Source organism: Halomonas sp. MCCC 1A11062 (assembly GCF_021404355.1).
Taxonomy (GTDB): domain Bacteria; phylum Pseudomonadota; class Gammaproteobacteria; order Pseudomonadales; family Halomonadaceae; genus Halomonas; species Halomonas aerodenitrificans.
Genome location: NZ_JABFTW010000004.1, coordinates 111,761 through 124,964, shown reverse-complemented (window position 1 = coordinate 124,964; position 13,204 = coordinate 111,761). Strand labels below are relative to the sequence as shown.

At 66.3% G+C, this 13,204-nt stretch carries 11 protein-coding genes; 7 read left to right on the top strand and 4 right to left on the bottom strand.

Going from position 1 to position 13,204, the window contains the following annotated elements; translation table 11 throughout:
- Positions 1-20: 20 nt before the first annotated feature.
- Positions 21-1,421, top strand: a complete 1,401-nt coding sequence (locus HOP58_RS06020) for a bifunctional DedA family/phosphatase PAP2 family protein (RefSeq protein WP_234259808.1) — start codon at positions 21-23, stop codon at positions 1,419-1,421.
- A 23-nt stretch (positions 1,422-1,444) separates the two neighbouring features.
- Here HOP58_RS06020 and HOP58_RS06015 read toward each other — a convergent pair whose 3' ends face one another.
- The 3 genes from HOP58_RS06015 to mpl all read right to left on the bottom strand — a co-directional run bounded on the left by HOP58_RS06015 (position 1,445) and on the right by mpl (position 4,125).
- Positions 1,445-2,068, bottom strand: a complete 624-nt coding sequence (locus HOP58_RS06015; protein ID WP_176342770.1) for a LysE family translocator — start codon at positions 2,066-2,068, stop codon at positions 1,445-1,447.
- A gap of 67 nt (positions 2,069-2,135) precedes the next feature.
- Complete coding sequence (locus HOP58_RS06010; protein WP_103968195.1) at positions 2,136-2,753, bottom strand: flavin prenyltransferase UbiX; 618 nt, start codon at positions 2,751-2,753, stop codon at positions 2,136-2,138.
- A complete protein-coding gene (mpl, locus tag HOP58_RS06005) occupies positions 2,746-4,125 on the bottom strand; it encodes a UDP-N-acetylmuramate:L-alanyl-gamma-D-glutamyl-meso-diaminopimelate ligase (RefSeq protein ID WP_234259807.1) in 1,380 nt (459 codons plus the stop codon). Before mpl ends, HOP58_RS06010 begins: the two co-directional genes overlap by 8 nt.
- Before the next feature lie 179 nt (positions 4,126-4,304).
- On the opposite strand from mpl, the gene HOP58_RS06000 reads away from it, so the two are divergent.
- The gene (locus HOP58_RS06000; RefSeq protein WP_103968194.1) at positions 4,305-5,564 is read left to right on the top strand and encodes a 6-phosphofructokinase; all 1,260 of its coding nucleotides are present in this window, start codon (positions 4,305-4,307) and stop codon (positions 5,562-5,564) included.
- Positions 5,565-5,627: 63 nt separating this feature from the next.
- Here HOP58_RS06000 and HOP58_RS05995 read toward each other — a convergent pair whose 3' ends face one another.
- Positions 5,628-7,358, bottom strand: coding sequence for a bifunctional protein-serine/threonine kinase/phosphatase (locus HOP58_RS05995; RefSeq protein WP_234259904.1), 1,731 nt, complete (start codon positions 7,356-7,358; stop codon positions 5,628-5,630).
- A 223-nt stretch (positions 7,359-7,581) separates the two neighbouring features.
- On the opposite strand from HOP58_RS05995, the gene ppa reads away from it, so the two are divergent.
- From ppa to prmA, 5 genes are all read left to right on the top strand, one after another.
- Positions 7,582-8,112, top strand: a complete 531-nt coding sequence (gene ppa / locus HOP58_RS05990; protein ID WP_010629112.1) for an inorganic diphosphatase — start codon at positions 7,582-7,584, stop codon at positions 8,110-8,112.
- A 198-nt stretch (positions 8,113-8,310) separates the two neighbouring features.
- Positions 8,311-10,185, top strand: coding sequence for a protein-disulfide reductase DsbD (dsbD, locus tag HOP58_RS05985; protein ID WP_234259806.1), 1,875 nt, complete (start codon positions 8,311-8,313; stop codon positions 10,183-10,185).
- A gap of 190 nt (positions 10,186-10,375) precedes the next feature.
- Positions 10,376-10,840 (top strand): acetyl-CoA carboxylase biotin carboxyl carrier protein, encoded by a 465-nt coding sequence (gene accB, locus HOP58_RS05980; protein WP_010629115.1) that lies wholly within the window; start codon positions 10,376-10,378, stop codon positions 10,838-10,840.
- A gap of 27 nt (positions 10,841-10,867) precedes the next feature.
- Positions 10,868-12,208: an acetyl-CoA carboxylase biotin carboxylase subunit gene (gene accC, locus HOP58_RS05975; protein ID WP_010629116.1), complete on the top strand. Its 1,341-nt coding sequence runs from the start codon at positions 10,868-10,870 to the stop codon at positions 12,206-12,208.
- A gap of 80 nt (positions 12,209-12,288) precedes the next feature.
- Positions 12,289-13,203, top strand: coding sequence for a 50S ribosomal protein L11 methyltransferase (gene prmA / locus HOP58_RS05970; RefSeq protein WP_010629117.1), 915 nt, complete (start codon positions 12,289-12,291; stop codon positions 13,201-13,203).
- Position 13,204: the final 1 nt, after the last annotated feature.

Below are 13,204 nucleotides of genomic sequence, written 5' to 3'. Positions count from 1 at the left end.
ATACCCACAAGGAGTGTTGTTTGAGCCTGACAGAGACCCTGCAACAGCTTGCCCCCTCCCCCGAAATGCTGCTGTTCATCGTGGGCGCCATCACCCTGCTCGAGTCTCTTGCCCTGGTCGGCTTGCTGTTGCCCGGCGTGGTGTTGATCACCGCAGCGGCATCCCTGGCCGGCCACCAGGACATGGCCTTGGCCTCTCTGTTGCTGGCCGCCTTCATCGGCGCCGTCCTCGGCGACGGCATCAGCTTCGCCCTGGGCTACAGCCAACGCGAGCGAGTCACCCGACTGTGGCCGCTGTCGCGTCATCCCGAGTGGCTGGCACGCGGCGCTCGCTTCTTCCAGCGCTACGGCAGCCTGTCGGTCTTCTTTGGTCGCTTCGTGGGCCCGGTGCGCCCGGTGATTCCGCTGATCGCCGGCATGCTGCACATGTCGCCGCGGGCCTTTCTCTGGGCCAACCTTGCCTCGGCGGCGCTGTGGGCACCGGCCTACGTGCTGCCCGGTTACCTGCTGGGGCAGACCTGGCAGCAGTTGCTCACGCTTCCGGCAGGGCTGGAAGCGCTACTGATCGTTCTGGCGATCATCATCGTGGTGCTGACGGTGGCCTTCTCGTGGCTGCGTCATCAGGTCAGCCGCTCCGGTCGCGTCTACCGCCTGCTGGCCCATGGCGCCCGGCGCCGTCCCTTGCTGCGCCGGGCATGGCTCAAGCGCAGCTGGCGCCGCGGCGAGGTGCCACTGGCCAGCTGGCTGCTGCTGGTATTCTCGCTGGGCGGGCTGTCCGGGCTGACCATCGCCGTCATCCGCCAGCGCGGCCCCTTTGCCGTCGACCTGCAGGTGCATGCCTTCTTCGATACCCTGATAGTGCCGATGCTGCCCGAGGCCGGCCAACTGCTGGCGCGTATCGGTGACATGTACGGCATCCTGGCGCTGGTACTGCCCTGGGGCGTCTGGCTGCTGCTGCGTCGCCATTTTTCCGCTTTCGCCCACATCGGCGCCGGGCTCGGCGCCATTGCCCTGTTCAATACCCTGGGCAAGGCGCTGATCGGTCGGCCACGCCCGGACACGCCGGACTACCTCACCGGCTCGCTGGCCTATCCCAGCGCGCATGCCTCATCCGCCGTGGTGCTGTACGGTCTGGCCGCCGCCTTCATCGCCCAGGAGCTGCCTTCGCAACGCCGCTTCTGGGTCTACTGGACGGCCATCGCCCTGGCATTGCCCATGGCGCTGTCACGCCTGGTGATCGGCGTGCACTGGCTGTCGGACCTCATCGGCGGCGGTCTGCTGGGGCTGGTGGTGTGCGCCCTGGTACGACTGGCCTGGCAGCGCAAACCCCACGCCTCGCTCGCACCCTGTCCCTGGCTGGCCCTCACCGTGGCCTCGCTGATTCTCGTCGCGACCCGGGTCGTCTTGTTGCCGCCGGTATGATGCGAACTGGCTTACGCCGATGCTCAGCCCAGAGCCAGCCAGACTCCCACACCGACCATCAGCGTGCCGGCAATGCGGTTGAGCAGGCGCACGTTGCCGCTCTCGCCGAGCACCCGACGCAGCCCCTTGCCACCGGCGGCATAGAGCAGCAGGCAGAGAAATTCGATGAGCAGAATAATCGCGATCAAGACGGCCAGTTGACCGCCAAGCGACCGCGAGGCATCGAGAAACGGCGGCAGCAGCGCGACGAAGAAGGCCCAGCCCTTGGGATTGGCCACCGCGGTGACGAAGCCCTGCAGCGCCAGCTGGCCCCGCGAGGCTCGCGGCAGTTCGACGTTCTCCAGCGGGATCGCCATACGCCCACGGGAGCGCCACATCATCACCCCCAGATAGCCGAGATAGACGCCCCCCACCCACTTGAACAGGGCGAACAGCTCCGGCTGGCGCAGCATCAAGGCCGCCACACCGGCCCCGGCCGCCAACGCCACCAGCCCCACGCCGACCAGCTCACCGGCCATCATCCACAGCGTGCGCTTCACGCCCTGGGTCATGCCCAGCACCATCGACAGGGTCATGCACATACCGGGTGTCAGCGAGACGAACAGAAAGGTCGGCACGAAGACCGAAAGCAATGAGAGTTTGATCATGCGGTTTGGCCTCGTCCTTGGGCAGGCAGTCTGGCAGGTCAGGATGACAAGGAAATGTCCGGCGCGCTCATTCGCCCCAGCGCGGCATGAGACGATGCTCGATGCCGAGCTGGTTGAGAATGCGCGCCACGATGAAATCGACCAGATCGTCCACCGTGGTGGGCCGGTGGTAGAAACCGGGCGCCGCGGGCAGGATCACCGCTCCCAGGCGGGTAAGGTTCAGCATGTGTTCGAGGTGAATGGCCGAGAGCGGCGTTTCCCGCGGCACCAGGATCAGCTGGCGACGCTCCTTCAGCGCCACGTCGGCGGCACGCTCGATCAGGTTGTTGCTGGCCCCCGTGGCCACCGCCGACAGCGTGCCGGTACTGCAGGGACAGATCACCATGGCCGAGGGCGCCCCCGAGCCGGAAGCCACCGGCGCCATCCAGTCTTCGCGCCCGAAACAGCGAATCTGACCCTCTGCCGCCCCGCTGCGCTCGCGCAGCGCCTGGGCCAGGCGCTCAGGGCGTGCCGGCAGGCTGGTATCGGTTTCGGTCTCGATGACGAGATGTGCCGCCTTGGAGACCATCACCCACACTTCGTGGCCGGCGGCCACCAGCGCCTCGATCAGGCGCAGGCCATACTGGGCGCCCGACGCCCCGGTGAGGGCCACCGTGACGGGCGGATGAAAAACGGGTTCATTCATGCGCCACCACCAGCGCCGCCAGCAACTTGGCGTGAATGCCGCCGAAGGCGCCGTTGGACATCACCACGATACGGTCCAGCGGCCGCGCCTCGGCCACCAGCGCCGCCACCAGGGTATCGATGTCCTGCTCCAGGCGGGCCGGTATTGGGCTGGCCTCGAGCACCGGGTCGAGCGACCAGTCCAACCCCGGCGGCTGATACCAGAATGCCAGATCGGCCGCGGCCGTACTTGCCGCCAGGCGTTCACGCAACGTCCCCAGACGCATGGTGTTGGAGCGCGGTTCGATCACCGCCAGCAGGCGACCGCGGGGCGTGGCGGCGCGCAGCCCTTCGAGGGTGGCGGCGAAGGCAGTGGGATGATGGGCGAAATCGTCGATGACCTGAATGCCGGCCACCTCGCCGCGCACTTCCTGACGCCGCCGCGGGGTCTCGAAACGAGCGGCGGCGGCACAGCCGCGTGCCAGGTCGACGCCGCAAGCGTGCGCCGCGGCCAGCGCGGCCAGCGCATTGCGCGCATTGTGGGTGCCGGTCAGCGCCCAATCGACCACGGCGTCCTCGTTAACCTCGCCCTGCTGGTGCACCACGCGGAAGCGCGAGGCATCGTCCCGCTCCAGCTCCAGGCGCCAGGGGCTCGCGGCGTCGCTACCGAAGCGCTCCACCGGGGTCCAGCTGCCCATCTCCAGCACGCGGTCGAGGGCCGGCTCGCCATCGGCCACCAGCAGCCGGCCACGCCCCGGCACGGTGCGGACGAGGTAATGGAATTGACGCTCGATAGCGGCAAGGTCGGCAAAGATATCCGCATGATCGAACTCGAGATTGCCCAGAATCGCGATCTCGGGCCGGTAGTGCACGAACTTGGAGCGCTTGTCGAAGAAGGCGGTGTCGTATTCGTCGGCCTCGACCACGAAGGGGGCACCCGGGGCACCCAGCCGTGCCGACACACCGAAATTGCGCGGCACACCACCGATCAGAAAACCCGGTTCGAGACCGGCGGACTCCAACAGCCAGGCGGTCAGGCTTGCCGTGGTGGTCTTGCCGTGGGTACCGGCCACGGCGATGACCTGTCGTCCCGGCAGCACCTGTTCGGCCAGCCACTGAGGGCCTGAGGTGTAAGGCAGGCCGAGATCGAGCAGCGCCTCCACTTCGGGGTTGCCCCGCGAGAGGGCATTGCCCACCACCACCAGATCCGGCCGTGGTTCCAGGTTGCTCGCGGCATAACCCTCGCGCAGTTCGATGCCGGCCTCGACCAGTTGGGTACTCATCGGCGGATAGACGCCGCTGTCCGAACCGGTGACGGTATGGCCGAGATCCCGTGCCAGCAGCGCCAGGCTGCCCATGAAGGTGCCGCAGATACCGAGAATATGAACGTGCATGGAGTCCGACCTTAATCACCGCATAACGCAGGCAGGCGCCGCCTGCCAGGAAGAACCGGCAGACTAGCACGGTGCGCTGCCGCCTCTCCAGCAGCGTGCAGGCTCGCCGCCTTTCGTCTAAAATACTTCGCCTTGTCGTCAAGCATGAAACGGACTTTTCCCAGGAGCCCATAAGCCCCATGGCCCAGCATAACGCCTTCTATGCCCAGTCTGGCGGTGTCACCGCCGTGATCAACGCCAGCGCCTGCGGCGTGATCGAAGCCTGCCGCCTGCACTCCGACCGCATCGGCAAGGTCTATGCCGGGCACAACGGTATCATCGGTGCCCTGACCGAGGATCTGATCGACGTCAGCCAGGAGTCGGACGAGGCCATCGCCGCCCTGCGCCACACCCCCGGCGGCGCCTTCGGCTCCTGCCGCTACAAGCTCAAGGACATCGAGAGCCATCGCGCCCAGTACGAACGCCTGATCGAGGTGTTCAAGGCCCACGACATCCGCTACTTCTTCTACAACGGCGGCGGCGACAGCGCCGACACCTGTCTCAAGGTCTCGCAACTGTCCGAGAAGATGGGCTACCCGCTGACCGCCATCCACGTGCCCAAGACAGTGGACAACGACCTGCCGATCACCGACAACTCGCCGGGCTTCGGCAGCGTGGCCAAGTACATCGCCACCTCCACCCTGGAAGCCTCGTTGGACATCGCCTCCATGTGCGCCACCTCGACCAAGGTCTTCGTGCTCGAGGTCATGGGCCGCCATGCCGGCTGGATCGCCGCCGCCGGCGCGCTGGCCGGCGAGGGTGAAGGCCAGCCGCCGCATCTGGTGATCTTCCCCGAAGTGCCGTTCGAACGCAGCAAGGTGATGGCTCGCGTCGAAGCGTGCGTAGAGAAGTACGGCTACTGCGTGATCGTGGTCTCCGAAGGTGCCCGCTACGAGGATGGCACCTTCCTCGCCGACTCCGGCAACACCGACGCCTTCGGCCACCGCCAGTTGGGCGGCGTGGCCCCCACGCTGGCCGGCATGGTCAAGCAGGACCTCGGCTACAAGTATCACTGGGCAGTGGCCGACTACCTGCAGCGGGCGGCACGCCACCTGGCCTCACGTACCGACGTGGAGCAGGCCTATGCGGTAGGCCAGCAGGCGGTGGAGCTCGCCGTTGCCGGCAAGAACGCCATGATGCCGGCGATCAAGCGCGTCAGCGACTCCCCCTACGAGTGGCGCATCGAGTCTGCACCGCTGGCCGAGGTGGCCAACCGCGAGAAGTTCATGCCGCGCGAGTACATTCGTGAGGATGGCTTCGGCATCACCGAGGCGTGTCGCCGCTATCTGGCCCCGCTGATCCAGGGCGAGGACTACCCGCCCTTCGAGAACGGCCTGCCCAAGGTGGCCAAGCTCCAGTTGGCCAAGGTGGAGCGCAAGCTACCCGAATTCAAGCTCTGAGAAAGCGCCCCACCCCCGCAAAGAGCCCTGGCAATCGCCAGGGCTCTTGCGTTGTGGCCAAACTCACTTCAGCAGCCAGGAGAGCACCAGCAGCAACAGCAGAATGCCCGCCACCCCCTGCCAGAAACTGGCCGGGTCACGCAGGAAACGGCGCGGGTCGCGGCGCCTGGGCTTGGCCCGCCCGTCATGATGGCGCAGTGCATAGAGCAGCTCGGAGAGACGTCTGAAGCGCAGCGAGCGCTGCGGATCCAGCGCCCGACGCAGCGTGTCGTCGAGCTGAGGCGTCACTTCCGGGTTGAACAGTCTGGCGCTGCGATAGTCGAGCTGTTCGAGGTCGGTATGGCTGCGCAGCCGGTCCGGCGTCAGGGTATAGGGCAGCTCTCCGGTCAGCAGCCAGTAGATCGTCGAAGCCAACGAGTACTGATCGCTGCGCCGCCCGACGCCGTCGTCCAGCGCATACTCCGGCGCACTGTGCTCGGACAGGCCGGTCTGGCGAGCCAGCTCGCGGGAGCGCCGGTGTCCGTCCAGGCCACGCATGTGGCAGGCGCTGAAATCCATCAGCACCGCCTGACCGTGGGTATCGATCAGCACGTTGTCGGGATGGATGCGCTGATGCAGCACCTCGCGATGATGCAGCGCCTGGATCGCCTTGCCCAACTGCACGGCTATGTCGAGACGCTGGGCCAGGCTGGCCTGGGGGTGGCGCCGAGCCCATTCGCTGAGCGTCATGCCCTCTACGTAGGCCATCAGGTAATAGAGATGGCGACGCGGCCGCGAGGACTCCATGACCCGCGCCACGAACGGCGACTTGACGCGCTCAACCACCCACTGCTGCAGCAGGAAGTGCTCCAGGTAGGCATTGCGATTGGAGAGCTCGGGGCTGGGCGCCTTCATCACCATTTCGCGCTCGGTACGTGTATCGCGCACCCGGTAGACCCGCGACTGCGCGGTACGCGAGAGCACCTCCTGCACTTCCAGGCCGTCGATACGTTCGCCCGGAGCAAGCTCGGGGGGAATCGGCAGGTCGCCGTAGATACGGCTGGGGTGATCGCGCTCCGCCTCGGGCAGCTGATCGATGCGCACCAGTTGGAAGCAGAACTGGTCGGCGCCGTAACCGCGCTCCTGGGCTCGGTCACGGGCCGCCGCTGCCAACCGCTCGCAGGCGGCATCGAGGTCGCTGGCGTCCTGGCGAATCAACCCCACGTAGTCGGAAGGCATCAGGGTGCCGCGCACCGCCTGGGTGGTGAAAAGGAAGATATCGCCCTGCTTCAGCGGCAGCTGCATGTAGTCGATATCGATGCTGCCGTCGAGCCCGAGCGCGCGCGACGGATAGCGATAACCGCCCAGATCGGTGATGTGGTCCCGCGAGAGCTGCTCGAACTCGGCGCCGCGCAGGCGGAAGATCAGCGTATCGCCCATGTGGAACAGATGGGCGTCGCGCCCGCGGTAGACCATGGCCGACAGCGAGGCCACGTAGCTGCCGTCCTGAACGAAGGTGCTCTGGCTGTAGCACCAGCCATTGAGCGCCCGCAGTACGCGGGTGGCCGAGGTCTTGACGTCCCAGTGGTCCGGGGTGGAGAAGTAGTCTGCCAGAAAGCCGCGCACGCTGAGATCGCCGGCCTGTTTGGCAATGCCGTTGCGCGAGCTGGTGTCGCTGATCACGGCACACGCCCCCTTGGCGGCAAACTGCCCTGCCTGGTCGGGAATGCGCACCGACATGGAGCTGCGGTGACGCCGCCGGTCGGGGGCCACGAAGGCCTGCCCGACGCTCAGCGCCAGCCGATTGGCCGACAATACACGCTCATTAGAGATATCGTCGCTGATCACCGCTCGCTCCACATGACTGGCCGAACCGCCCGACGTCGGCCATCATACACGCTTGTGGCCGACACAACCTGTCAACCAAAGCCCAAACCGGGCCGGCTCTCACCTATGTCGCATTGGTAATCCTCACAGCAGCTCCGTATAATTCTGCGCATTTTGCGGCCTCAACTTTTCGCCAACGAAGGAAGCGACGATGAACTTCGACCACATTCCCGCCGGCAAGGACCTCCCCAATGACGTCTATGTCGCCATAGAGATCCCTGCCAACCACGCTCCGATCAAGTACGAGATCGACAAGGAGATGGGCGCCCTGCTGGTGGATCGCTTCATGGCCACCCCGATGTTCTACCCGGCCAACTACGGCTTCATCCCTCACACCCTGGCCGACGACGGCGACCCGCTGGACGCCCTGGTGGTCACTCCCTACCCGGTCCAGGCCGGCAGCATCATCCGTGCCCGTCCGGTCGGCATCCTCAACATGACCGACGAAGCCGGCGAGGACGCCAAACTGGTGTGCGTACCCCACGCCAAGCTGTCCACCCTGTACGATGACGTTCAGGAAGTCGCCGACCTGCCGGAACTGCTGCGCCAGCAGATCGCCCACTTCTTCGAGAACTACAAGGATCTCGAGAAAGGCAAGTGGGTGAAGGTGGAGTCGTGGGAAGGCGCCGATGCCGCCCGCAAGGCCATCGAGAAGGCCGTGGCCGCCTACGAAAAAGCCTGAACCTAGCCAGCTCTGCCGCACGGGCCGCCCTATTGGGGCGGCCCGTTCGTTTTCCTGCGACATCGGAGCGCAGGCGTAAGGTTCTAACCCCGCCGGCGACTGAGGTATTCTAAGGAAGCCATCAGCTCGCCGGGAACTCGGCGTAACGCGCCCGGGTCCTTGTAACACCCGGCTACGTTTCGATAAGGAACCTCTGCGTTGACTCACCGCCATCTCGCCATACGCCTGATCTGCACCCTGCTGCTGTGGGTGCCGCTGGTCGCCCAGGCCCAGTGGTTCTCGTCGTCTTCCGGCAACCAGAGCGACTTCCTGCCGGTGATGGAGGCCTTTCAGCCCAGCGCCTGGCACGACGGCGAAACCCTCTATATCGGCTTCGAGAATGCCGAGGGCTACTACCTCTACCGCCACCAGCTCGGCGTCGAGAGTCGCGACGATGCCTTCGAGATCGGCGAGCCGGAGATCCCCGCAGGCGAGTTCAAGAGCGACGAGTTTCTCGGCGACGTCTACGTCTTCTACGACCGCGTGGTCTTCGAAGCGCCGCTGCAAGGAAGCGCCGAAGGCCCGCTGGACATCACGGTACGCTTTCAGGGCTGCGCCGATGCAGGGCTGTGCTACCCGCCGGAGCGGGTCGAACTCCAGGCGCCCGCCAGCGCCATGCCGGCCGCCTTCGTCGGCTGGCGTGACGGTAACGGCGACGGCTCGGGCGGAAGTGCCATCGCCACGGCTGCTACCACTTCGCCCGCTCTGCAAAGCCAGGACGGTCGTTTCAGCAGCCTGATCGGCGAGGCCAGCCTGCCCATGGTCCTCGGCCTGTTCTTCCTCGCCGGGCTGGGCCTGACCTTCACCCCCTGCGTGCTGCCGATGGTGCCGATCCTGTCGTCGATCATCGTCGGACAGAACCCGACACGGCCACGCGCCTTCGCCCTTTCCGCCAGCTATGTGGCCGGCATGTCGCTGACCTACGCCCTAGTCGGCGTGCTGATGGGCCTGTTCGGCGCCGGTCTCAACCTGCAGGCGCATCTGCAGTCGGCCCCGGTGCTGATCGTCTTCGCTCTGCTCTTCACGCTCTTCGCACTCGCCATGTTCGGTACCTTCGACCTGCGCCTGTCGCCACGCCTGGCGGGACGCGTCGACGCCTGGCAGGCTCGCGCCCAGCGCAGCGGCCCCCTGGGTCTGGCCGGTGCTGGTTCGCTGTCGGTGCTGGTGGTCTCGCCCTGCGTCTCGGCACCGCTGGCCGGCGCTCTGGTGTTCATCTCCTCCACCGGCGATGCCATGATGGGAGGCGCCGCCCTGCTGGCGCTCGGCCTCGGCATGGGCGTGCCGCTGCTGCTGGTCGGCACCTTCGGCGCCACGGCACTGCCGCGCAGCGGCGCCTGGATGAACGGCGTCAAGATCGCCTTCGGCATTCTGCTGCTGGGCGTCGCCGTGTGGTTGATCGAGCGGCTGCTTCCTGCTTCCGTCAGCCTCCTGCTGTGGGCAGCCCTGGCCATTGGCAGCGCCCTGGCACTTGGCGCCCTCTCGCTCAATCAGGCTCAGGGCTGGCCGCGAGTACGCCAGGCCGGCGGCCTGCTGTTGCTGGCCTGGGGCATCGCCCTGGTGTTCGGTGCTGCCATGGGTGGCAGCGACCCGCTGCGTCCGCTGGCCGCCCTGCCCAACGGCTCGGGTACCGTCGAAGCGCCCCCGGTCACTACCGTGGCGGATCTCGAAGGGCTGCGCAGTGAGCTACGCGCGCGCTCAACCCAGGGCCAGCCGGCCTTCGTCCACTTCACCGCCGACTGGTGCATCTCCTGCAAGCAGATGGAACGCCAGGTCTATCCCGACCCGCGGGTCGCCGAGCCCTTGGCGCAGTTCGCCCATATCTACGTCGACGTCACCCGCACGGATAGTGCAACCCGTGAACTTCTCGACCACTTCGGCCTGTTCGGCCCGCCGAGCCTGCTATTCTTCAGCGGGGAAGAAGAGGTTCGCGAGGCGCGCATCCAAGGTGAGGTGCGGGCGGGCGAACTCGCCAGCCACCTGCAGGGCCTGCTCGACTGGCTCGAAGGCCAGGCTTCCGTTCCTGAAGCATCCTGACTCCTCATGACGTAACCGAACGCCGTTCGACCGGCTGGACATCCCCGCGGATTTTAGGCACACTCCGCCAACAACGCTCTTTGAGGCCGATAGCGTCGGCAATGTTCACCATCTTGTCGCGATCTATCGAAAGTTGGCTGGGGTTAACAGCGCCCTGCCAGCGCCATTTACCCACCGGTCGAGACTTAACATGGATATCCGTAAGGTCAAGAAGCTGATCGAGCTGCTCGAAGAATCCAACATCAGCGAAATCGAGATTCAGGAAGGCGAAGAGTCGGTGCGTATCAGCCGCCACCCCAACGGGGTGAGCTGGCCCCAGCCTCCCATGCCCCAGTATGCGCCCGCTCAGGCCATGCCCAGCCAGCCGGCACCCGCTTCCGCTTCCGGCCCTGCCGAAGAAGCACCTGCGGCCGCCTACCAGGGTCATGCGCTGACCTCGCCCATGGTCGGTACCTTCTATCGCAGCCCGGCGCCTGGCTCCAAGCCGTTCGTCGAGATCGGCCAGAGCGTGCGTAAGGGCGAGACCGTGTGCATCGTCGAAGCTATGAAGATGATGAACCAGATCGAGGCCGATCGTGACGGCGTCATCGAGGCCATCCTGGTCGAGGACGGCGAGCCGGTCGAGTTCGACCAGCCGATGCTCGTCATTTCCTGATCTTTCACCGACACTGGCGGACTCCCTATGCTGGACAAGGTTCTCATCGCCAACCGCGGCGAGATCGCCCTGCGAATTCTGCGTGCCTGCAAGGAGCTGGGCATCAAGACCGTCGCGGTACACTCCAAGGCCGACCGCGAGCTGATGCACGTTCGCCTGGCCGACGAGGCCGTATGCATCGGCCCGGCCCCCTCGGCACAATCCTATCTGAACATTCCGGCGCTGATCAGCGCCGCGGAAGTCACTGATTCCAGCGCCATCCACCCCGGCTACGGCTTTCTCTCCGAGAACGCCAACTTTGCCGAGCAGGTGGAGCGCTCCGGCTTCGTCTTCATCGGCCCGCGTGCCGAGACCATCCGCCTGATGGGCGACAAGGTCAGCGCCATCGAGGCCATGAAGAAGGCTGGCGTGCCGACCGTACCCGGCTCCGACGGGCCGCTGGGTGACGACGAAGGCGACAACATGGCCATCGCCCGGCGCATCGGCTATCCGGTAATCATCAAGGCCGCCGCCGGCGGTGGCGGACGCGGCATGCGCGTGGTGCACACCGAGGGGCACCTGCTCTCGGCGATCACCGTAACGCGCACCGAGGCCCACGCGGCCTTCGGCGACGGCACGGTCTATATGGAGAAGTTCCTCGAGCGCCCGCGCCACGTCGAGGTTCAGGTGCTGGCCGACGGCCAGGGCAATGCCATCCACCTGTATGACCGCGACTGCTCGCTGCAGCGCCGCCACCAGAAGGTGCTGGAAGAAGCGCCAGCACCGGGCATCGACCCGAAGGCCCGCGCCGAGGTGCTCGAAGCGTGCCGCCAGGCCTGCCTCGAGATCAACTACCGCGGCGCCGGCACCTTCGAGTTCCTCTATGAGGACGGCCAGTTCTTCTTCATCGAGATGAACACCCGCGTGCAGGTGGAGCACCCCGTCACCGAGATGGTGACCGGCGTGGACATCGTGCGTGAGCAACTGCGCATCGCCTCGGGCTTGCCGCTGTCGATCCGACAGGAGGACGTCAAGATTAACGGCCATGCCTTCGAATGCCGCATCAACGCCGAGGATTCGCGCACTTTCATGCCCTCTCCCGGCAAGGTCACGCTCTACCACCCGCCGGGCGGCCTGGGCATTCGCATGGATTCGCATCTCTACACCGGCTATACCGTGCCGCCCCACTACGACTCGCTGATCGGCAAGCTGATCACCTGGGGCGACAGCCGCGAGATCGCACTGACGCGCATGCGCAATGGCCTCGACGAGCTGCTGGTGGAAGGCATCAAGACCAACACCGACCTGCACAAGGACCTGGTCCGCGACGGCCATTTCCAGCAGGGCGGCGTCAACATTCACTACCTGGAGAAGAAGCTCGGCTCCTAGGAAGTTCGCTTCCCGGTCCGAACATCGCTCCCGGCGGGGTGGCCAAGGCCACCCCGTCTGCGTTAAGCACGGAGAATGCCATGCCCTGGCTGCAACTCAAGGCCTATGTCGCCCCGGAGCAGGCCGAGCTGCTCGAAGAGCTTCTGCTGGCCGAAGGTGCCACCGCCATCACGCTGCAGGATGCCCACGACGACCCGGTATTCGAGCCCGAGCGCGGCACCACGCCGCTGTGGAACGAAACGGTGCTGACGGGGCTCTACGACGATCTCGAAGGCCTCGAGGCCATGCTCGAGCGCCTGGCCGCCGCCTGGGCCGAGAGCGTGCCCGACGAGCCCTGTCCGGTCATCGAGCACGAGCTGCTCGCCGACCGCGACTGGGAGCGCGAGTGGATGGAGGACTTCAAACCGCTGCGCATGGGCCAGCGGCTGTGGATCGTGCCCAGCTGGCACGAGCCTCCCGACCTCGATGCCGTCAACCTGCACCTGGACCCCGGCCTGGCCTTCGGCACCGGCACCCACCCCACCACGGCCCTGTGCCTCGAGTGGCTCGATGCGCTGGCGCTGGAAGGCGGCCTCGACGGCATCGAGCTGCTCGACGTGGGCTGCGGCTCCGGTATCCTCGCCATCGCCGCGCTCAAGCTCGGAGCGGCAATGGCCACCGGCACCGACATCGACCCCCAGGCGCTGCAGGCCAGCCGCGACAATGCCATACGCAACGACGTTGCCGAGCACGAGCTGACGCTCTGCTATCCCGAGCAGCTCGACGTCAAACGCCGCTTCCCACTGGTGGTGGCCAACATCCTGGCCGGCCCGCTGGTGGAGCTGGCGCCGACCATCGCCGGGCACGTCGCGCCCGGCGGTCGTCTGGCGCTGTCGGGGATTCTCGCAGGCCAGGCCGATGAGGTGCTCGACGCCTATCGCGAGCAGGGGTTGGTGATGGATGAGCCGCAGGTTCGCGAGGGCTGGGTGCGCCTCAGCGGTCGACGTCCGGCTTGAG